Genomic DNA, 19985 nt, shown 5'->3' with positions numbered 1-19985 from the left:
CGGAGGCTCACGCCCCCATGTACACACTCACCAACCCGGCGACAGGCGACCTGATCGAAGAGATCCCCAACGCGACCGACGACGAGGTCCGGGCGGCCGTCGACCGCGTGCACCGCGGGTACGCGTCGTGGCGGCAACGCCCGGTCGCGGAGCGCGCGAAGATCGTGTCGCGCGCGGCGGAGCTGTTCGCCGAGCGGGCCGACGAGCTGGCCGAGATCATGACGCTGGAGATGGGCAAGCGGATCAACGAGGGGCGCGGCGAGGTCGGCATCGTCGTCGACATCTTCAACTACTACGCGGACAACGCCCCGACGCTGCTGGCCGACGAGCCGATGTCGGTCAAGGGCGGCGAGGCGGTCATCGTCAAGCAGCCGATCGGCCCGCTGCTCGGCGTCATGCCGTGGAACTTCCCGTGCTACCAGGTCGCCCGGTTCGTGGCGCCGAACCTGGTACTGGGCAACACGATCCTGCTCAAGCACGCCTCGATCTGCCCGCGGTCGGCCGGCGCCTTCGAGCAGGTGCTGCGCGACGCCGGGGTGCCCGACGACGTGTACGTGAACGTCTTCGCGTCCAGCAAGCAGATCCCGTCGGTCATCGCCGACGACCGCGTCGTCGGGGTGTCGCTCACCGGCAGCGAGCAGGCGGGCATCGCCGTGGCGGCCGAGGCGGGCCGGAACCTGAAGCGCACGGTGCTCGAGCTCGGCGGGTCGGACCCGCTGGTCGTGCTGGACACCGACGACATCGACGAGACTGTCAAGGCCACCGCCACTTCCCGGATGCGCAACTGCGGCCAGTCCTGCAACGCGCCGAAACGGATGATCGTGCTGGCCGACATCTACGACGCCTTCGTGGACCGGCTCGCGAAGCTCGTGCCCGACCAGTTCGTGCCCGGCGACCCGGCCGACCCCAAGGTGAAGTTCGGCCCGCTGTCGTCCGCGTCCGCCGCCGACGAGGTGGCCGCGCAGGTGGCGAAGGCGGTCGAGCAGGGCGCGACGCTGCGGGCCGGCGGCAGTCGGGTCGACGGCCCGGGCGCCTTCCTCGAGGCGACGGTGCTGACCGACGTGACGCCGGAGATGGACGCCTACCGCGAGGAGATCTTCGGTCCGGTGATCGTGGTCTTCCGCGCGGCGGACGACGACGAGGCGGTGGCGATCGCCAACGACAGCCCGTTCGGACTCGGCGCGAGCGTGTGGGGCACCGACGCGGCCCGCAACCGCCGGGTGGCCGAGCGGATCGAGGCCGGCATGGTCTATCTCAACAGCGCCGGTGGTTCGCAGGCAGACCTGCCGTTCGGCGGCGTCAAGCGATCCGGCATCGGCCGCGAGCTCGGCCCGGCCGGCATCGAGGAGTTCATGAACAAGAAGGCCATTCGGCTCTAGGGCAACGACCGGCGGGCCGTAGGGTCGCGCCGTGACGGCTCCCATGATCGGCCCGGCGCCGGGCGACTCGCTGCATGTCATGTCGTTCAACCTGAAGTTCGCCATGCGAATCGGGCCGAACGCCTGGCCGCGGCGGCGGCCGGTGCTGGCCGAGCTGCTCGATGTCGAGCAGCCGACCGTGCTCGGCACCCAGGAGGGGCTGCACGGCCAGCTGCTCGACATCGCCGCCGACCTGCCCGGCCACTACCACCGGATCGGGCAGGGTCGGGCGGGCGGCACCCGCGACGAGCACTGCGCGATCTTCTTCGACACGCGCCGGCTCGACCCGGTGGAGTCCGGCGACTTCTGGCTGTCGGACACCCCGGACGTGGCGGGCTCGCGGTCGTGGGGCAACCGGAACATCCGCATGGTCACCTGGGCCCGCTTCGCCGACCGCGGCACCGGCGCCGAGCTCACGGTCCTCAACACCCACTTCGACCACATGTCGAAGAACTCGCGGCTGCGCAGCGCGGAGCTGCTCCGCGACCGGGTCGCCGCGCTACCGCCCGAGCACCCGGTGATCGTCACCGGCGACTTCAACGCCCCGGCGGAGCAGTCGGACGCGTACGAGGTGCTGGTGGACGGCGCCGGCCTGACCGACACCTGGCCGGCCGCGCGCAAGCACGCCACCTCGCTGTACGCGACCTGGCACGGTTACCGCCGGCCTGTGCCGGACGGTCCCCGGATCGACTGGATCCTGACCAGGGGAGCGGTCGTGGAGTGCGCCGGCATCAACACCTTCGCCCGCGACCGCCGGTTTCCGTCCGACCACCTTCCGGTCCAGGCCCTGCTGACGGTCGGCTGACCGTTCAGCGGGCCGCGGCCTCGGCTTCCTCGACGGCCTCGTCGAGGAACCCGCCCGACTGGTGCCGCCAGAGCCGGGCGTAGGCGCCGTCGAGGCGGAGCAGCTCCTCGTGGCTGCCCTGCTCGACGATCTCGCCGTGGTCGAGGACGACGAGCTGGTCCATGCGGGCGACCGTGCTCAGCCGGTGTGCCACCACGAGCGCGGTCCGACCCTCCATGATCCGCCACAGGGCCTGCTGGACGAGGATCTCGCTCTCCGAGTCCAGCGCGCTGGTGGCCTCGTCCAACAGCAGGATCGGCGCGTCGCGCAGGATCGCGCGGGCGAGCGCGACCCGCTGACGCTGCCCGCCGGAGAGCTTCACCCCGCGCTCGCCGACGAGCGTGTCGAACCCTTCCGGCAGGGTCTCGGCGAACTCGGTGACGTGCGCCGCCGCGGCCGCGGCGACGATCTCGGCGTCGGTGGCGGCCGGCCGGGCGAACGCGATGTTCTCCCGCAGCGTCCGGTGGAACATGGCCGGCTCCTGCGGCACGTACGCGATCAGGCTGCGCAGGTCCGCCTGGCGCAGCCGGGAGATGTCCTGGCCGCCCACGCGGATCGTGCCCGACTGGATGTCCATCATCCGCAGCAGCAGCTGCGTGATCGTGGTCTTGCCGCCGCCGGAACGGCCGACGAGCCCGACCTTGGTGCCGCTCGGGACGACGAGATCCAGGCCGGCGAACAGCACCGGCGCGCCCGCGTGCGCGAACCCGACCCGCTCGAACCGGACGTCCGCGGCCGCCGGCCGCAGCGGCTCGGGCGAGTCGGGGTCGAGCACGGTCGGCTCCTCCAGCAGCAGCTCGGTGAACTGGGCCGCCTCGGTCAGCGAGCTCTCGAGTCTCCGGTAGACCTGGTTGAACTCGAACATGATCCGGGTCGCACTGGAGAAGTACGCGAAGGTGACCACGATCGCCTCGACGCCGAGCCGGCCGCCGCCCAGTCCGATGGCGAGCAGCAGCCCGAGGGCGTTGGTGAGCACCGACATCGGCGCGACGACCGTGTCGATGCGCAGGTTCGCGTAGTCCCAGGACCGGATCGCGAGCCGCCGCTGCTCGGCGACGCGGGTCCGGTGCTCGGCGGCCTCCCGGTGCTCGGCGGCGAACGCGCGGACGGTAGCCATGTTCGTGAGGCTGTCCGCGACGTGGCCGGCTACCCTCGCGACGGCCGCCTCCCGCTGGTTGACCAGTGCCTGCCGGCGCCGAATGAGCGGCGCGACGACGCATCCGGTGAACACGATCAGCGTCAGCAGCGCGACCACGAGGAGCGGGTCGTAGCGCCAGAGCACGACCGAAGCGAACGCCAGCGGCACGATGCTGGCGATCACCGAGAACGCCATCGTGTCGACGAACTCCTCGAAGCGCCGGGCGAAGCCGATCACCCGCTTGGTGAGCGCGCCGGCGAAGTTGTCGTGGAAGAACGTGGCGTCCTTCGCCAGCAGCTCGTTCATGCCGAGCACGTAGAGGTGCTCCATCCCGCGCCCATCTGTCCTATTCAGACAGTGCACGCCGACCCGCCACATGGCTTCGGCGAACAGCATGAGCCCGGCGAACGTGAGCACGGCCGGCAGCACGGTGGCGACGCCGACCTCGGCGCCGTCCGCGAGCCGGCCGGCCAGGTCGGCGACGACGAGCGGCGGGAGATAGAACAGGCAGATGTTGCCGAGCGCCGGCAGCAGCAGCGCGGGCACGGCGACCCGCTTGCGGCTGGCCAGCTCTCGCCGGTAGTAGCGCAGCGCCAGCAGAACCGCCGACTTGCGTCCAGGCACCGCGGGTCACCCCCTCCGAGCGCGGTCCGTCCATGCTGCCGGACCACACCGGCGCTGGCGATCGAATTTCGCGCCCGGAGGGGGTTGAGTCCACTGTGGACTTAGAAGACCTCGTAGCCCGGCGTGAGGACCTCACTGGGGTCGTACCGGTGCTTGGCGCTCGCGAGCCGGCCGTAGTCGGACCCGAAGTGCTGGCGCCAGCCGCCGCGGTCCAGCGGCATGGCGCTCACCGGGTACAGCGTGCCGCCGGCGGCCCGGATCCTGCCGTAGCTCGCCTTGTTGGCGTCCACGAGCCGGTTGGCGTTGGCCGTGTCGTCGGTGGTGGGGATGCGGAGGAAGTTGAACGCGTAGCACAGACCGTCGGACGGCAGCTGGAAAAGTGGGCTCTTGATCGCGCTCCGCTTGATGGGGGAGACCACGAGCTGGCCGAACTGACCCAGGTCCGCCGGCGGGTTGATCCGGGACAGCTCGTCGTCGACGACCGCCTCGACCCGGGAGTCGCCGATGAACGTCGTCAGCCACGGGTGCGGGAAGAACCACTGGCCGTTCGCCCGCAGCGCCGCCTCCAGCGCGGCGAGCCTGCTGACATAGGCGAGGTAGGCCAGCGTGGTGGTTTGGCGCATGGCCTGGTTGTCCGACAGCCCCGCGGTCATGGCGGCGTCGTCCGGCGGTGTGGTGGTGAAGTACTTCACCGCGTCCAGCCGGAAGCCGAACCCGCCGGTGGGCAGCGGCGCGACCGCGCCCTGCACCACGTCGAACCGGTCGTCGGCGGAGACCAGCCGCGCGTCGCGGAGCATCGTCGCGAGGTCGGGGTAGGAGAGCTGGTACCGGCGCACGGATGTGGGCGCGTCGACGAGCTTGATCGTCGCCCGGGTGATCACGGCGACCTGGCCGAGGCCCGCCCGGACCGCGTTGAACAGGTCCGAGTTCCGGTTCGGCGAGCAGGTGACCTTGTCGCCCCGGCCGGTGACTACGTCCATCTCGAGCACCGTGTCGCTCTGCAGGCCGTAGCGCGAGGTCGTGCCGCCCACGCCGCCGACGACCAGCGTGCCGCCGACCGAGAGCTCGAGGTAGTCGGTCAGCACCGGCGGGGTCTTGCCCTGCGGCAGGGTCGCGGCCAGCACCTCGCTCCACTTGGCGCCGGCGTCCACGACTACCCGGTCGCTCTGCACGCTGTGGATCGTGCGCAGGGTCGACATGTCCGCCACGAGACCGTCGCGGGTCTGCGAGCGGCCCCACAGCGAGTGGCTCTGGCCCTGCGGGGCGAACGACCCGCGGACAGCTCTCGTCCAGCGGATCGTCTTCGCGACGTCGTCGGCGGACCCCGGTAACAGCACGCCTCTGGGCGTTCTGTGCACGATGTGCCCGAAGTCGTCGGCGGCGGCGTCGCGTGTCGCCTGGTCGAAGCGGATCTCACCGTCCAGGCCAGACGGTGGGCTGCCGTGCCGTCCGGCAACGTCGCCCAGCGGAAATGCCCTGGCTCCGGCTGCGCCGACTACCGACGCAGCCGCGGCAAGACCGCCGATCAGTACGGCACGGCGTTTTGCTTCCATCGATTGCTCCTCGCGTGGTTTGAGCCTACGAACAGGAGAAACCGTACCCAGCTACCGCGGCGTACTACAGGTCCACCCGGCCGCACACCTCCGAGCCACCGGGTAGCTTCGTGCTGCCCGTTCCACAGCGAGGAGTGATGACCGATGGCCGAGCTGACCAACCGCCGGATCATGGTGGCCGCGACGCCTGAGGGGGAGCTGTCCGAGTCGCACTTCCGCGCCGAGGACGGGGTGGCCGGTGAGCCGGGGCCGGGCGAGGTGCTGGTCCGCTCGGTGCTGCTGTCGATCGACCCGGCGAACCGTGCGTGGCTGCAGGGGCGGACCTACCGCGAGCAGGTGCGGCCCGGCGACGTGATGGCCGGGTTGGTCCTCGGGGAGGTCGTCGCGGAGAACGGCGCCGGGATCCCGGTCGGCGGCTACGTGACCGCGGACGGCGGCTGGCAGCAGTACGCGGTACTGCCGGCGAAGCGGGTGGCGCCGGTCGAGGTCGTCGGCGACCTGACCCATCACCTCGGCGTGTTCGGGATGACCGGACTGACCGCCTACTTCGGACTGTTCGACGTCGGGCGACCGGCGGCGGGGGAGACGGTCCTGGTGTCCGCGGCGGCCGGCGCGACGGGAAGTGTCGTCGGGCAGCTCGCACGCATCCACGGCTGCCGGGTGGTCGGTGTGACCGGCTCGGCGGCGAAGAACGAGGTGCTCACGTCACGGCTCGGCTTCGACGCCGCGATCGACCACCGCAGCCCCACCTTCGCCGACGATCTGCGAGAGGCGTGCCCGAACGGGGTCGACGTGTACTTCGACAACGTCGGCGGCCCGGTGCTGGATGCCGCGCTGCGCCGGATGAACACCCACGGCCGGATCGTCTGCTGCGGCGTGGTGTCCCAGTACGACACCGCCGCTCCGGCGGCGGGGCCGGACGGCGTGCCCGGCCTGGTGGTGACCAAGCGGCTGCGCATGGAGGGCTTCCTGGTGTTCGACTACGCCAAGCGCTACGCGGAGGGCCTGGCCAGCCTGGCGGAGTGGGTCCGCAACGGCTCGCTGATCGAGCTGCTCGACGTGGTCGAGGGCCTGGACAACGCCCCGCGCGCCCTGATGGGGCTGCTGGCAGGCGAGAACGTGGGCAAGCGCATCGTCCGCGTAGGCCCGGACCGCCTCTGAGCCGTCAGCCCGGCCTGGCCTCCGTGGGGATCTGGGCCGGGAGCCACCGCATCGTTTCGCTCTCGTGGATCACGACGATCCGACTCTCCTCGTCGATGGGGCCGATCACCGCGAAGCCCGAGTTCGGGATGATGCCCGCGTAGCGGAACGCGATGTCCGGGCGTTGCTGGCCGCTCACGCCGCCGCCGACCACCGTGCCCTCGCGGTCGACGATCACCACGCAGCGGACCGGGTCGGTGTTGTCCGCGGCCCAGCCGTGAAAGATCGGGACTCGCCTGCCGTCGAAGAACGGGTCCGGGTCGGCCGGCTCGGTCCACTCCACGGCGCCCGCCGGGTGGTCCGGCACCTTGTTGCCGTCCGCCGGCGGCAGGGCCGTCATCGCGTCGACGTCGAGCTTCGAGCCCAGCTCGGGTCCGCCGCAGCCGAGGGTGAAGTCGTCGGTGAACGGGTAGTGGCCCATCGACCGAAGCCGCGGCACCAGGTCGCGCGCGGCCGGGTAGCGGCGGTACGCGTCGCTGTACCCGGCACGGATGGCGACCGCCTCGACGAAGTGCTCCTCGTTCTTCGCCCGCTCCTCCTTGCCGGCGGTCCCGCCGAGTGCGAAGCCCAGCATCCCGACCATGACGATCGCGCCCGCGAGCTGGTAGGCGCGCGCGGGCAGGCGCCGGTGCACCACGACCGCCAGCATCACCAGCGCGGGGAGCGCCAGCAGCACCGACACCGACGTGTACCGGGACGTGTCCATGCCGATCTCGCCGCCGTAGTCGACCCGAGCGGCGGTGATCATCCCGGCGCCGAGCAGCCCGTGGGCGGCGAGCGCCCACCAGAACCACATCGACCTGTCCCGGGCGACCGGGCTCGACGCGAGCACGAGGTAGACACCGAGCACGACCACGCCGGCGATCGCCGCCACCGCGCCGCTGTCGACCGACCACAGCTTGCCGACGATGGCGAGGAAGTAGTACAGCATCCCGGCCGGGTCACTCGTCGGCTTCCCGGCCAGCGGCGCGGACGGCCGGTAGGTCATCCACAGCAAGACCACCGAACCGCCGACGACCAGCGGCAACAGCCGCTTCCACAACGGCTCCCGCCGGGCGATCGCGATCGCCGCCAGCACCGGCCACGCCGCGAACGCCGTTGCGTAGGAGAAGCTCCCCACCAGCGCGAGCACCCACGCCGGCCACCACTTGCCGCGCAGCGCCAGCACGAACGCCACGACCACGATCAGGTTCGCGGTGAGCCACGCCGTGCCGCTCATCGCCCGCGTGTAGTTCCACAGCCCGTGCGGGCTGAACATCAGCGCCGAGGCGGCCACCACGAGGCCGGCCCGCACCAGCGGCGGCAGCGTCCGCGGCAGCGCGAGGCCGAGCGCGACGATCGTGGCCACCGCCACGGCCACGACGAACACGCCGAGCGTGCGGTTGTCGCCCTCGAACAGCTTGATGTTGATCCAGTACAGCACCGACGGCAGCCCGAGGATGTGCTCGTTCGACAGGTAGTTCCGCAGGTCGAAGGCCCGGAACGAGCCGTCCGGGTTGGTGATGCGGGTCAGCTGGAACAGGTAGTCCAGGTGCTGCAGGCGGCCGGAGTTGGCGACGTCCCGCAGCGTCGTGAGCACCGGCACCACCGCGAGCAGCGCGACGAGGCGGGGCAGCCACCGGCTCGAGAGGAACCGGCGGGCGGCCGGCTCCGGCGTGTCGGTGGCGGTCGTCTCCGGCGTCGAGTCCGAAGGCGTGTCCTGCGTCAACGTCGTACTCACGCGGTCATGCTAGGGAGCCCGCGAGCAGGCCCGAGAGGCACCTCATGGGTGGGGCACGGCCGCGCCAGTCGTCGAGAATGCGCCGAACGGCCGCGTTGACGGTGGCCGCGTGCCGGGCCTAGCGTTTTCCGGGGCGGTGACCCGGGCACGTCGCCGGGCACTCGCAGCTGGGGTGGCGCGAGTCCGGGAGGGCGCGATGAAGCGTCGGATCACCATTACCGCGATGGTCGTCGCCGGCCTGGTGGCCGGCTCACTGGCCGGATCCGTCGCCGCGGCGGCACCGCCCAGCGGGAACGGCGGGCATGACAAGCTCCGGCTGGAGATGCTGTCCGGACCCGCGCGCTACGTCAGTGGCGGGTCGGCCCGGGTACGGGTGGTCGTGCCGCGGTCGGTACCGCTGGACGCGGCGACCGTGGCCGTGAACGGCGAGGACGTCAGCTCCTCGTTCGTCCCCGACGACCAGGCTCCGCACGCGCTCGAAGGCGTGCTGACCGGGCTGCCGCTCGGCGAGAGCACCGTGCGGGCGCGGGTGCCCGGCCGCGACCGGGCCACCCTGCGGCTGGTCAACCACCCGGTCACCGGGCCGATGTTCTCCGGCCCGCGGCAGCCGGACTTCTTCTGCTCCACTCCACAGCACCTCGCCGGCTTCGACCTCGCCGAGCCGTTCCTCGACGACGACTGCTCGCTCGAGACCCGGGTCGGCCACTACTACCGGGCCGCCGACAACACCTGGAAGCCGTACGACCCGGCCGCGCCCCGCCCGCCCGACATGACGACGACCACCACGAGCGAGGGCGACACGGTCGACTTCGTGATCCGCTGGGAACGCGGCACGATCAACCGCTTCGTCTACACGATCGCGGTGCTCGACCCGACCGCGAGCGGGCCGGCGAACCTGCCGAACTGGAACCGCAAGCTGATCTACTACTTCGGCGGCGGCGTGGCGGTCGGCCACTACCAGGGCTCGAACAACCAGAACGAGTCCCGCTACGCCTACGGCCTCGGGCAGGGCTACGCGATCGCCTGGTCGACCGGCACGAAGACGAACACGCACTACAACCTCGTGCTGGGCGGCGAGACCGCGCTCATGGTCAAGTCCCGATTCGTGACCGAGTACGGCGACCCGCGGTACACGGTCGGCCTGGGCGGCTCCGGCGGCGGCATCCAGCAGTACGTCTACGGGCAGAACCACGAGGGCCTGCTGGACGCCGCGGTCCCGCAGTACTCCTATCCCGACATGGTCACGCAGACGATCCACGTCGGCGACTGCGAGCTGCTCGAGCGCTGGATGGACCTGAAGGTGCGCGCCGACCCGACCTCGAAGTGGCGCCAGTGGTCCAACCGCTCGCAGCTGGAGGGGCTCGCGTCGTCGGACACCGCGGCGAACCAGTACCAGCCGCTGACGCCGTGGCTCGCGACGCCCGGCTCGACCGAGTGCGTCAACGGCTGGCGCGGGCTCTCGCCGCTGGCGCTCAACCCGAAGTTCGGCACCGCGCCGGGCATCACGCCCGAGGAGCAGGCGCGGGTGGAGTGGACGCACTGGAACGACGCGGTGAACGTGTACGGCCGCGACCCGGTGACCGGGTTCGCCCGGTCCACCTGGGACAACGTGGGTGTCCAGTACGGACTCGAGGCGCTCGTCGACGGGAACCTCCCGCCCGCGGAGTTCCTCGACCTCAACGCCACGGTCGGCGGCTGGAAGGACCCGAGCCAGGCGGTGCAGGAGGGCTGCCCGTTCATCCAGGCGGCCTGCCCCGGCGACATCGACGTGTGGAGCGCGCGGAACATCAGCCCGCCGGGTGCCGACGGCGTGGCCCCGCGCACCGAGGGCAGCGTCGAGGCGATGCGGGCGGCGTACCGGTCCGGGCTTGTGTTCGACGGCCGCATCGACATCCCGGTCATCGACTGGCGCCACTACCTCGACGCCGAGCTGGACATGCACAACGCCCGGCAGTCGTTCGCCGCCCGGCAGCGGATCGTCGAACGCCAGGGCAACGCCTCGAACCAGGTCGTGTGGTTCACCGACGCGCGGCCGGCCCGGGCGTTCGACCAGACGCCGATGGCGCTCGCGGTGATGGACCAGTGGGTGGCGAACCTGCGTGCCCACCCGGCGCGCGGCGTGGCGGGCAACAAGCCCGCGGAGGCGGTGGACAGCTGCTTCGCGACGGACGGCACGCTGATCCACCGCGGCCGCGACGCGTGGCGCGGCATCCTCGACCGCGGCCCGGCCGGCCCGTGCACGCAGCGCTTCGCCATCGGCGGGACGTCCCGCACGGTCGCGGGTGGACCGTTCGACGAGCAGCACTACAAGTGCGCGCTGCAGCCGGTCCGCACGGCGCTCGCCCGCGGCGTCTACGGCTCGTGGCGCCCGACCGCCGCGGAGCGGACCCGGCTGGAGCTGATCTTCCCGACCGGCGTGTGCGACTACCGCCGGCCGGACGTCGGCCGGCCGCGCGGCTGAGTCGGCGCCCCCGTCTCGCGCGTTTCAGGTGCAAGATTGGGGCATGGATGGATGTACGCACGTCGACCAGATCCAGGACGTGACAGCGAGCTCGACCGAAGGGTGCACGGACTGCCTCGCGACGGGCGGGCACTGGGTGCACCTGCGTGAGTGCCTGACGTGCGGGCACGTCGGCTGCTGTGACTCCTCGCCGAACCGGCATGCGACCGCGCACTACGAGCAGTCCCGGCACCCGGTGATGCGGTCGTTCGAGCCGGGCGAGGACTGGCGCTGGTGCTTCGTCGACCAGGCCGCGGTGTGAGGTGGTGATGGGCAAGCCGGTCCTGCTCACCGTCGACGACGATCCCGGGGTGTCCCGCGCCGTGGCCCGGGACCTGCGCCGCCGCTACGGCGAGGCGCACCGCGTGGTGCGGGCGTCCTCCGGCAAGGAGGCGCTCGACGCGCTGAAGGAGCTCAAGCTGCGCGGCGACCCGGTGGCCGCGATGCTCGCCGACTACCGCATGCCGGAGATGAACGGCATCGAGTTCCTCGAGCAGGCCATGGACCTGTTCCCGCGTGCGCGCCGCGCGCTGCTCACCGCCTACGCGGACACCGACGCCGCGATCCAGGCGATCAACCTGGTCGACGTCGACCACTACCTGCTCAAGCCATGGGACCCGCCGGAGGAGAAGCTCTACCCGGTCGTCGACGCGCTGATCGAGATGTGGCGCGGCTCCGCAGACTCCGCGGTCGAGGAGATCAAGATCGTCGGCCACCGCTGGTCCGCGCCGACGTACCAGGCACGGGACTTCCTCGCCCGCAACGCCGTGCCGTACCGGTACTACAGCATCGACGAGCCCGAGGGCCGGCGACTGCTCGACGCGGCCGCCGCGGACCCGACGGAGATACCGGTGGTGATCACCACGGACGGCCGCACGCTGCTCGCACCGACGGACGCGGAGATCGCGGCGGCGGTCGGCCTCACCGTCGACCCGGCCACCGACTTCTACGACCTGATCGTCGTCGGCGGCGGCCCGGCCGGACTCGGCTCCGCGGTGTACGGCGCCTCCGAGGGGCTGCGCACGCTGCTCGTCGAACGGCAGGCCGCGGGCGGGCAGGCCGGGCAGAGCTCCCGCATCGAGAACTACCTCGGCTTCCCGGACGGCGTGTCCGGCGCACAGCTCACCGACCGGGCCCGGCGGCAGGCGATCAAGTTCGGCGCCGAGATGCTCACCGCACGCGACGTGACGGCGCTGGAGGTGCAGGGCTCGGCGCGGGCGGTGCGGTTCGGCGACGGCAGCACCATCGCCGCGCACGCGGTGATCCTCGCGACCGGCGTGTCGTACCGGAGCCTGGCCGCGACCGGGTGCGCCGAGCTGACCGGGCGGGGCGTGTACTACGGGTCGGCGATGACCGAGGCGCCCGAGTGCGCGAACCGGGACGTCTACATCGTCGGCGGCGCGAACTCGGCGGGCCAGGCGGCGGTGTTCTTCTCCAGGCACGCGCGGTCGGTGACGCTGGTGGTGCGCGGCGAGTCGCTGCGGTCGTCCATGTCGCACTACCTGATCCAGCAGCTCGAGACCATCGACAACATCCATGTCCGCACGCGCACGACGGTCGGCGAGGCGCACGGCGACGATCACCTGGAAGGGCTGCGGCTGGACCAGTCCGACGGCACGTCGGAGAAGGTGGACACGAGCCACCTGTTCATCTTCATCGGCGCGCTGCCCAAGACCGAGTGGCTCGACGGTGTGGTCGAGCGGGACGAGCGCGGGTTCGTGTGGACCGGGCCGGACCTGCTCGTCGACGGCGGTCGCCGCCCACCCGGGTGGGTGCTCGGCCGCGACCCGTACTACCTCGAGTCGAGCGTGCCGGGCGTGTTCGTGGCCGGCGACGTCCGCGCCCAGTCGGTGAAGCGGGTGGCCTCCGCGGTCGGCGAGGGCGCGATGGCCGTGACGCTCGTGCATCGGTACCTGGAGGAGCGTTGAGCACCAACCACCTGACGCGCGCACAGCTGCGCGAGCTGTTCCTGTTCGCCGACCTCACCGACGCGCAGCTGGACTGGATCGCCGACACCGGCGAGCTGGTCGCCTATCCGAGCGGGGCGGCCGTGTCGGTCGAGGGCGAGCCGGCGGAGTACTTCTTCGTGCTGCTGTCCGGGACGTTGAGCATGGTGCGGACGGTGCGCGGCGACGAGGTCGAGACCACGCGGACCGACCAGCGCGGCGTCTACTCCGGGGCCATCCAGTTCTACCTCGGCGACCAGGTCGACCAGCAGTATCCGGCGACCGTCCGCGCTGTCACCGACTGCGAGTTCCTCGCGCTGCCGGTGGCCGAGTTCGCCGCGAAGTTCCGCCAGTGGTTCTCGATGGCGGTGCACCTGCTGGACGGCATGTTCGTCGGCTTCCGCAACACCCAGGAGCTGATCGCCCAGCGGGAGCGGCTGCTGGCACTCGGCAAGCTGACCGCGGGACTCACCCACGAGCTCAACAACCCGGCGGCCGCCGCGGTCCGGGCGTCGGAGACGCTGCGTGAGCGCTTCGCCGGCATGCGGCACAAGCTGGCCATGCTGGCCGACGGCCGGTTCGACGGCGAGCAGCTGCACGAGCTGACGATCCTGCAGGAGAAGTTCGTCGGCCGGATCGCCACCGCGGAGCCGCTCACGCCCATGCAGGAGTCCGACCTCGAGGACGAGCTGGGGGAGTGGCTCGACGAGCGCGAGGTGCCCGGCGGCTGGGACCTCGCACCGGTGTTCGTGGGGGCCGGCCTCACGACCGGCGACCTCGACGACATCGCGGAGGCGGTCGAGCCCGGGTTCTTCGAGCCGGCGCTGCGCTGGCTCGCGTACACGGTCGAGACCGAGAACCTGCTGTCGGAGATCAAGGACAGCACCACGCGGATCTCCAAGCTGGTGAACGCCGCCAAGATGTACTCGCAGCTGGACCGCTCCCCGCACCAGGAGACCGACCTGCACGAGGGGCTGAAGGCCACGCTGATCATGATGGCCGGCAAGATCCCGCCCGGCGTGCGGGTGGTGAAGGACTTCGACCGGACGCTGCCGCGGGTGCCGGCCTACCCGGCCGAGCTCAACCAGGTGTGGACGAACCTCATCGACAACGCGCTGGACGCGATGGGAGACGTGGGCACGCTGACGATCCGCACCGGCCGCGACGGCGACAGCGCGCTCGTCGAGGTGGTCGACACCGGGCCCGGCGTGCCGGAGGAGCTGCGCCGCCGGGTGTTCGAGCCGTTCTTCACCACCAAGGGTGTCGGCCGCGGCACCGGCCTCGGCCTGGACGTCTCGTGGCGGGTGATCACCAACCGGCACGGCGGCGACCTGCAGGTGTACTCCGAGCCCGGCGACACCCGCTTCCAGGTCCGCCTGCCACTGCACGCCCCCGACAGGCTGGACGCAACGGAGGAGACCACATCCGCGCACGACGGGTGACGGCACCGCTACGGCGTTCGGCGGTATTCCCGCCCCACCTGCCGAGACGATCATCGGTCTGTCGGCGGACTGCCGGATAATGCCGTCCGGAAGCAGGTGAGCCATGCGTCGTGTCGTCAGCTACGTCCTCATCGGGCTGGGGGTGTTCGCGATCGCGCTCGGGCTGCTGCTGCGGTTCTACGCCTACCCGCGGCTGGCGAAGATCCCGCTGAACGTGGACAACGTCTCGGTGGCACGGGGCGACGGCGTCACGTCGGTGGTGATCGACGAGGTCGACGACGTGCCGACGCCGCAGATCCGGCACGGCCTGAGCCTCACGTCGACGACCTACGTCAGCGGCGACCTCACCCAGCCGGAGGTCGTCGAGGGCGGCGACGTCGCGGCGTGGGTCGAGGCGCGGCGGACGGTCGACGACGAGAGCGGGATCCTCGTGGACGCGTCGCTGCGGGAGCTGTGCCTGGACCGGTTCACCGGCGAGGCGGTGGCGCCGTGCGAGGGCCAGTACATCTCGAAGGAAGAGGGCAAGCGCGTCACCGCTGACGCGTACATCGTCCAGCAGCCCGGACTGAGCTTCAAGTTCCCGTTCGGCACCGAGAAGCGGACCTACGAGTACTACGACACCACGCTGGAACAGGCGATCGAGGCGCGCTTCGAGGGCGAGGAGACCCTCGAGGGTGTCGACGTGTACCGCTTCGTCGCCGAGTCCGAGCCCTCGAAGGTCGAGACGCAGGAGGTGCCGGGCTCGCTGGTCGGCGTGGACGACAACTCGGTGACCGTGGACCGGTACTACGAGGCCCGGCGGACCATGTGGGTCGAGCCGGCGACCGGCGTGCTGATCTCGGTATCGGACGAGGGCCGGCAGGAACTGTTGGTGCCCGGCCAGAGTCCGGGGGAGGGCACCACGGTCTACGAGGGCACGATGAACCTCGACGACGAGACCGTCGCCAACAACGTCAAGCAGGCCACCGACAACGCCGGCCGCCTCGAGCTGCTCACCTTCTGGCCGGTGGTGCTGTGGATCGCCGGCGGCGTGTTCCTCGCCGCCGGCGTCCTCCTGCTGATCATCCTCAGCCGCCGCCGGCCTCAGTCCTCGTAGGGGACGAAGGCGACGGCCAGCTCGACGTCGATGTAGGACTGGATCACCCACGGCGCGGCGGTGACCCCGAACTCGCGGCGGTCCACCCGGGTGGTCGCGACGACGTCGACACCGCCCGGGTGCCGGTGCACCTCGCGGACGTCCAGCGTGGTCGACACGCTCTCGCCGTGCACGGTCAGCGTGCCGCGCACGGAGGAACGCTCCTGGGCGAACGTGCCCGTGTAGGTGATCGACGGGAACCGCGCCACGTCGAGCAGCCGCGGCGAGCGCAGGTCCTTGTCGCGCCGGCGGTTACCGGTGGCGACGGCTGCCAGGTCGAGCTCGGCGGTCACCTCCGCCCGCCCGTCCCGGATGGTCACCGAGCCGGAGCGGATGGGGATCGTCCCGCGCACGGTGTGCCCGAACAGCCCGCGCGCGCGGAACCTGGCCTCGCTGCGCGTGGGGGCGACGCGGTAGGCGCCGCGAACCGGCAGCTCCAGGATGGCCGGCGCGCTCATTTCACGGCCGCCGTGGCGAAGACGCGGTACAGGTCGACGTGGTCCGGGCCGGGCAGCAGGGCCGGGTCCTCGTCCGGCAGCAGCTCCATGGACATGACCACCCGCTGGGCGTCCTCGAGCGCCTCGACCGACGTGGCGAGCAGGATCACCCGCAGGACACGCCGTTCCGGCTGCCACAGGCCGAAGGTCCGCACGGAGCCCTCGTGGGTCGCCATGCGCGGCCCGATCCGCTCGTTGCCCGCCCGCTCCGCGGCCGCGCGCACCGGCTCGCTCACCGGCCCGTCGAAGGTCATCAGCGCGGCGACCTTCGGCTCCTCGCCCCGGGAACCGCCGGACCGGTCGGAGACGAGGAGGTACCACTCCGCGGTCGGGTCCGCGGCGGCCTGCTCGACGGTCTCCCACAGGCTCAGCACGATCTCGTCGGACCCCGCCAGCCGGTGCAACGTGAACAGCTCGGCCGCGTTGTCGGTGCCGTCTTCGGTTCTTCCCATTCGCGCGTACATCGCGCTCACCTCCATGTCGTTCGGTGGCTCAAGACTGGCCGCCGCGGAGGCGTCCGGGATCCGGGGAAGTACCGAACCCGGCTACTGAAGTCGGCTACTGAGCCGCGATTCCCTGTTCGACCGCCCAGACGGCGGCCTGGGCGCGGTTGGCCACGCCGACCTTGGCCAGCACGTTGCGCACGTGGGTCTCCACGGTGCGCTCGGAGAGCACCAGCTCCTCGGCGATCTCGCGGTTCGACGCGCCGCGGGCCAGCCGGGCCAGGACGTCGCGCTCGCGCGCGGTGAGTGGCACCGCCTCCCGGCGGGCGCGGTCGACCCGCCGCAGCACCTCGTCGGCCGTCCGCAGCGCCGGCGCCATGCCGAGCCGCCGGGCCGAGGTCGCCGCGTTCCTCGTCAGCGTGCCGGCCCGGGCCGGGTCGGCGTCCGCCAGCACGCCGGCCAGCTCGATCTCGGCGAGCGTCCGGTAGGGCAGCGCGCCGATCCGGTCGTCCATGGCGATCGCCTCGGTGAGGTGGCGCTCCGCGTCGGCCGGCCGGTCGAGCGCGACCGCCATCGTGCCGAGCAGGCGGGAGACCGAGCCGCTGCACAACAGCGTGCCCGAGCCGGACGCGAGGTAGTAGCCGGCGCACGGCAGCAGCTCGTCGTAGCAGTGCCGGACGACGTCGAGATCGCCCAGCCCGGCCGCGAGAACGCCCGCGTTCGCGAGTGTCGGCAGCCACCGCGCGTCGCGATGCTGCTCCGCCAGCGCCGGGCGGATCCGGCCGTGGCATCGCCACGCGCCGTCGGTGTCGCCGGCGTGGAGCAGGAACAGTCCGACGTAGGACTGGGCGACCAGCAGCTCGGTGGAGAGCTCGGCGAACATCTGGGCGGCGTCGACGAGCTCGGCGTGGCCGCCCCGCAGCTCGCACAGCTCGAACCGCAGCGCGAGCACCAGCGCCTGCGCGGACGCGTCCTCGGTCCGCACCGCCGCCCGCAGCATCTCCTCGGTCTCCCGCTGGGCCTCCGCGAAGTGGCCGAGCAGCAGCGCGCGGGCCGTGCGCAGCTTGTGCAGGTGCCAGTGCGCGATCGGCCAGCCCAGCCGATCGGCGAGCAGCCCGATCCTGGCCAGCTCCTCGTCCACAGTGGACAGCGCACCGAGCTGCAGCGCGGCGTCGATGCGCCACAGCCGGGCCCACAGCTCGCCGTCCGGCGGCCCCGCGGCGCCGAGCTCCAGCATCCGGCGGACCACTTCGAGGCGCTCGGTCACCCCGTCGGGGTGGCTGAGCACCTGCTGGCGGGCGCGCAGCGCGTCGGCCATCGCGAGCGGGTCACCGGTCTGTTCGGCCAGCGCGAGGGCCTCCCGGCTGGGCTCGTCGGCGTCGGCCGGGCGCAGCGCGTCGGCCACGGCGAGCGCGCGCTGAGCCAGGACCCGGGCGCGCCATGCCCGCGCCGACTCCGGCAACGCCGCCAGCGCGCGGTCGCACAGGACCATGATCGGCGCGGACACCGGGCCGCCGACCCCGCGCACCACGAGCGCGGCGCGGGCGAGCAGGTCGGAACGGTCGGCGCGGCTCGCCAGCTCGGCCGCGGCCTGGCAGCGACGGGTGGCGGCCTCGACGAGCCCGGCGGAGTAGTCGGCGTCGGCCGCGTCGAGCAGCAGTTCGCAGCGGCGGACGAGGCGGTCCGGGTGCTCTTGGCCGGCCAGCACGTCGAGCGCGGCGTCGAGCAGTCCGGCGGCGCGGTCGAAGGCGAGCCGACCCATCGCGAGCGCGGCGCCCGTGCGGCACGCCTCGACGGCGGCGTCGCGGCCGGCGTCGTCGGTGATCGACCGCAGCCGGTGGGTCACCGCCTCGCCGGGCAGCTCGCCGGCCTCGATCGCCTCGGCGAGCCGGCGGTGCCAGGCCACCGCACGCCCGGTCGGGACGGTGGCGTAGACGGCCTCGCGGACCAGCTCGTGGCCGGGGACGAGCAGCCCGGCCGCGGCGTCGACGTGGTCGAGCACGGCCTCGGGCGTGGTCTCGCACAGGAGGGCGACCGCCGGCACGGACCAGTCGGCGCCGATCACCGCGCACGCGCGGACGACCTCGCGGACCGGCTCGGGCAGCCGGGCGAGGCGTTCGGCGACGATCCCGCGCAGCTGCTCGGGCACGCCCAGCGGCCACTCGGCGGACTCCGGCGCGGGGCGGTCGGCGAGGCCGGCGTCGGTCAGCGCGCCGAGCATCTCCTGCACGTAGAGCGGGTTGCCGCCGGAGGCGCGGGCCAGCAGCGGCAGCCAGGAGGGGTGGGCGGCACCGTCCACGACGGACGCGAGCTCCGCGGCGTCCCACGGGTGCAGCGTGATCGCCGCCGTCGAGCCGTCCCGCCGCAGCTGGGTGAGCGTGGCGCGCAGGGCGTCGGTCTGCTCGTCGTCGCGGTAGGTGGCGACGACCAGGAGCCCGGCGCGCCCCGCGCTGAGCCCCAGCATCCGCAGCGACGACTCGTCCGCCCAGTGCAGGTCCTCGAGGACGACGGCGAGCCCCGAGCCCGCCGCCCGTTCGGCGAGCGCCGCCAGCAGCAGCTCGAACGCGCGCAGCCGCTCGCCTCGCGGCACCTCGGGTGTCAGCGTGGCCGCCGGGCCGGTGTGCACGTCGAGGGCGTCGGCCAGGTCCGGGTACGGCCGCAGCGCCTGCCACCAGGGCCACAGCGCCGGCGTGCCCTCCTCCGCCATCGCCCGGCCGCGCAGCACCGGGACGCCGGCCGCGCCGGCCAGGTCGGCTAGCTCGTCGACGAGGCGACTCTTGCCGATCCCGGCCGGCCCGCCGACCAGCACGACCGAGCCCCGCCCGGCCCGGGCGGTGTCGAGCGCCCGGGCGAGCTCGGCCAGCTCGCTTGCCCGTCCCACCAACTCCCGTACCGGCATGCGACGGATTGTGCTACGCCGAAGGGGGTACGCGGGAGCCATGACGACCTACACGCACTCCGCCGAGGCGAACCTCGCGGCCGACACGCTGTTCCGCTTCCTCGCCGATCCGCGCAACCTGCCCCGGTACTTCCCGCAGATGACCACGGCCGAGCCCGAGGGCGGCGAGACCGTGCATGTCGAGGCGGACGTGCACGGCCAGCACGTCGAGGGGGAGGCCTGGGTGCGCCCGGACGAGCAGGCGCGCCGCCTCGAGTGGGGCGCCGAGGGCCCCGACGACTACCGCGGCGAGCTGCGGGTCGAGGAGGTCGCGCCGGACCGCAGCCGCATCACGGTCTCGCTGCACAGCGTGCGCGTCGCCGAGGGCGGCGAGGTCCAGGCGGACCTGGAGCGCACGGTGGCGGCCCTGACCCGCGCGGCAAGCACCGACGCCCGCGACTAGCGGGCTCGTCTTGTCGGGACCGACCTGGTCAGCCGGCCTTCGGCACCGGGTTGGCGTCCGGCCGGGCGGTGCTGTTCGATGTCGGTGTGCGCTCGTCAGTAGTCGTCACTTCGAGGCCGAGCTCGGCGAGCAGCGCATCGAAGATGGGTGTGTCCATCACGCTTTGGTCCGCCATGGCGGTCCC

16 protein-coding genes are annotated in these 19985 nt (G+C 72.3%); 9 read left to right on the top strand and 7 right to left on the bottom strand.

Features of this window, described 5'->3' with window-relative positions; translation table 11 throughout:
• The first annotated feature begins 17 nt into the window (after positions 1 to 17).
• Both ACRDSK_RS04245 and ACRDSK_RS04240 read left to right on the top strand, forming a co-directional pair.
• Entirely contained in the window at positions 18 to 1379 is a 1362-nt protein-coding gene (locus ACRDSK_RS04245; protein ID WP_431438556.1) for an NAD-dependent succinate-semialdehyde dehydrogenase, read from the top strand.
• Between the two features lie 31 nt (positions 1380 to 1410).
• On the top strand, positions 1411 to 2223 hold the full coding sequence (locus ACRDSK_RS04240) for an endonuclease/exonuclease/phosphatase family protein (RefSeq protein WP_431438555.1): 813 nt from the start codon (positions 1411 to 1413) through the stop codon (positions 2221 to 2223).
• 4 nt (positions 2224 to 2227) lie between these two features.
• Here the strand turns inward: ACRDSK_RS04240 and ACRDSK_RS04235 are convergent, their stop codons facing one another.
• The gene (locus ACRDSK_RS04235) at positions 2228 to 4024 is read right to left on the bottom strand and encodes an ABC transporter ATP-binding protein (protein ID WP_431438554.1); all 1797 of its coding nucleotides are present in this window, start codon (positions 4022 to 4024) and stop codon (positions 2228 to 2230) included.
• A gap of 101 nt (positions 4025 to 4125) precedes the next feature.
• The gene (locus tag ACRDSK_RS04230) at positions 4126 to 5577 is read right to left on the bottom strand and encodes an FAD-binding protein (RefSeq protein WP_431438553.1); all 1452 of its coding nucleotides are present in this window, start codon (positions 5575 to 5577) and stop codon (positions 4126 to 4128) included.
• 144 nt (positions 5578 to 5721) lie between these two features.
• On the opposite strand from ACRDSK_RS04230, the gene ACRDSK_RS04225 reads away from it, so the two are divergent.
• Positions 5722 to 6738: an NADP-dependent oxidoreductase gene (locus ACRDSK_RS04225; RefSeq protein ID WP_431438552.1), complete on the top strand. Its 1017-nt coding sequence runs from the start codon at positions 5722 to 5724 to the stop codon at positions 6736 to 6738.
• 4 nt (positions 6739 to 6742) lie between these two features.
• Here the strand turns inward: ACRDSK_RS04225 and ACRDSK_RS04220 are convergent, their stop codons facing one another.
• Positions 6743 to 8497, bottom strand: a complete 1755-nt coding sequence (locus tag ACRDSK_RS04220) for a hypothetical protein (protein WP_431438551.1) — start codon at positions 8495 to 8497, stop codon at positions 6743 to 6745.
• Positions 8498 to 8693: 196 nt separating this feature from the next.
• Here ACRDSK_RS04220 and ACRDSK_RS04215 point away from each other — a divergent pair, with 196 nt between their 5' ends.
• The 5 genes from ACRDSK_RS04215 (at position 8694) to ACRDSK_RS04195 (ending at position 15481) form a co-directional block, all read left to right on the top strand.
• Complete coding sequence (locus ACRDSK_RS04215) at positions 8694 to 10958, top strand: DUF6351 family protein (RefSeq protein ID WP_431438550.1); 2265 nt, start codon at positions 8694 to 8696, stop codon at positions 10956 to 10958.
• A gap of 43 nt (positions 10959 to 11001) precedes the next feature.
• Positions 11002 to 11259, top strand: a complete 258-nt coding sequence (locus ACRDSK_RS04210) for a ubiquitin carboxyl-terminal hydrolase 14 (protein ID WP_431438549.1) — start codon at positions 11002 to 11004, stop codon at positions 11257 to 11259.
• Positions 11260 to 11266: 7 nt separating this feature from the next.
• Positions 11267 to 12925, top strand: coding sequence for an FAD-dependent oxidoreductase (locus tag ACRDSK_RS04205; protein WP_431438548.1), 1659 nt, complete (start codon positions 11267 to 11269; stop codon positions 12923 to 12925).
• Positions 12922 to 14385 (top strand): ATP-binding protein, encoded by a 1464-nt coding sequence (locus tag ACRDSK_RS04200; protein ID WP_431438547.1) that lies wholly within the window; start codon positions 12922 to 12924, stop codon positions 14383 to 14385. Before ACRDSK_RS04205 ends, ACRDSK_RS04200 begins: the two co-directional genes overlap by 4 nt.
• A gap of 103 nt (positions 14386 to 14488) precedes the next feature.
• Complete coding sequence (locus ACRDSK_RS04195; RefSeq protein ID WP_431438546.1) at positions 14489 to 15481, top strand: DUF3068 domain-containing protein; 993 nt, start codon at positions 14489 to 14491, stop codon at positions 15479 to 15481.
• Here ACRDSK_RS04195 and ACRDSK_RS04190 read toward each other — a convergent pair.
• From ACRDSK_RS04190 to ACRDSK_RS04180, 3 genes are all read right to left on the bottom strand, one after another.
• Positions 15469 to 15978: a YceI family protein gene (locus ACRDSK_RS04190; RefSeq protein ID WP_431438545.1), complete on the bottom strand. Its 510-nt coding sequence runs from the start codon at positions 15976 to 15978 to the stop codon at positions 15469 to 15471. The two genes, ACRDSK_RS04195 and ACRDSK_RS04190, sit on opposite strands and share 13 nt — an antisense overlap.
• Complete coding sequence (locus tag ACRDSK_RS04185) at positions 15975 to 16469, bottom strand: hypothetical protein (protein WP_431438544.1); 495 nt, start codon at positions 16467 to 16469, stop codon at positions 15975 to 15977. The genes ACRDSK_RS04190 and ACRDSK_RS04185 overlap by 4 nt, the downstream gene beginning before the upstream one ends.
• Before the next feature lie 106 nt (positions 16470 to 16575).
• Entirely contained in the window at positions 16576 to 19359 is a 2784-nt protein-coding gene (locus tag ACRDSK_RS04180) for an ATP-binding protein (protein WP_431438543.1), read from the bottom strand.
• Between the two features lie 40 nt (positions 19360 to 19399).
• On the opposite strand from ACRDSK_RS04180, the gene ACRDSK_RS04175 reads away from it, so the two are divergent.
• The gene (locus ACRDSK_RS04175; protein ID WP_431438542.1) at positions 19400 to 19801 is read left to right on the top strand and encodes an SRPBCC family protein; all 402 of its coding nucleotides are present in this window, start codon (positions 19400 to 19402) and stop codon (positions 19799 to 19801) included.
• Between the two features lie 28 nt (positions 19802 to 19829).
• Here the strand turns inward: ACRDSK_RS04175 and ACRDSK_RS04170 are convergent, their stop codons facing one another.
• Entirely contained in the window at positions 19830 to 19976 is a 147-nt protein-coding gene (locus ACRDSK_RS04170) for a hypothetical protein (RefSeq protein WP_431438541.1), read from the bottom strand.
• Between the last annotated feature and the right edge of the window lie 9 nt (positions 19977 to 19985).

The sequence above is a fragment of the Actinophytocola sp. genome (assembly GCF_050699915.1).
Classification (GTDB): Bacteria; Actinomycetota; Actinomycetes; order Mycobacteriales; family Pseudonocardiaceae; genus Actinophytocola.
This window is presented reverse-complemented; position numbering and strand designations above follow the sequence as displayed.

Coding starts and splice junctions, on each gene's coding strand:
- ACRDSK_RS04225 (WP_431438552.1), top strand. CDS start 5,722: ATGGCCGAGCTGACCAACCGCCGGATCATGGTGGCCGCGACGCCTGAG.
- ACRDSK_RS04175 (WP_431438542.1), top strand. CDS start 19,400: ATGACGACCTACACGCACTCCGCCGAGGCGAACCTCGCGGCCGACACG.
- ACRDSK_RS04205 (WP_431438548.1), top strand. CDS start 11,267: ATGGGCAAGCCGGTCCTGCTCACCGTCGACGACGATCCCGGGGTGTCC.
- ACRDSK_RS04190 (WP_431438545.1), bottom strand. CDS start 15,978: ATGAGCGCGCCGGCCATCCTGGAGCTGCCGGTTCGCGGCGCCTACCGC.
- ACRDSK_RS04215 (WP_431438550.1), top strand. CDS start 8,694: ATGAAGCGTCGGATCACCATTACCGCGATGGTCGTCGCCGGCCTGGTG.
- ACRDSK_RS04185 (WP_431438544.1), bottom strand. CDS start 16,469: ATGGGAAGAACCGAAGACGGCACCGACAACGCGGCCGAGCTGTTCACG.
- ACRDSK_RS04195 (WP_431438546.1), top strand. CDS start 14,489: ATGCGTCGTGTCGTCAGCTACGTCCTCATCGGGCTGGGGGTGTTCGCG.
- ACRDSK_RS04230 (WP_431438553.1), bottom strand. CDS start 5,577: ATGGAAGCAAAACGCCGTGCCGTACTGATCGGCGGTCTTGCCGCGGCT.
- ACRDSK_RS04210 (WP_431438549.1), top strand. CDS start 11,002: ATGGATGGATGTACGCACGTCGACCAGATCCAGGACGTGACAGCGAGC.
- ACRDSK_RS04245 (WP_431438556.1), top strand. CDS start 18: ATGTACACACTCACCAACCCGGCGACAGGCGACCTGATCGAAGAGATC.
- ACRDSK_RS04170 (WP_431438541.1), bottom strand. CDS start 19,976: ATGGCGGACCAAAGCGTGATGGACACACCCATCTTCGATGCGCTGCTC.
- ACRDSK_RS04180 (WP_431438543.1), bottom strand. CDS start 19,359: ATGCCGGTACGGGAGTTGGTGGGACGGGCAAGCGAGCTGGCCGAGCTC.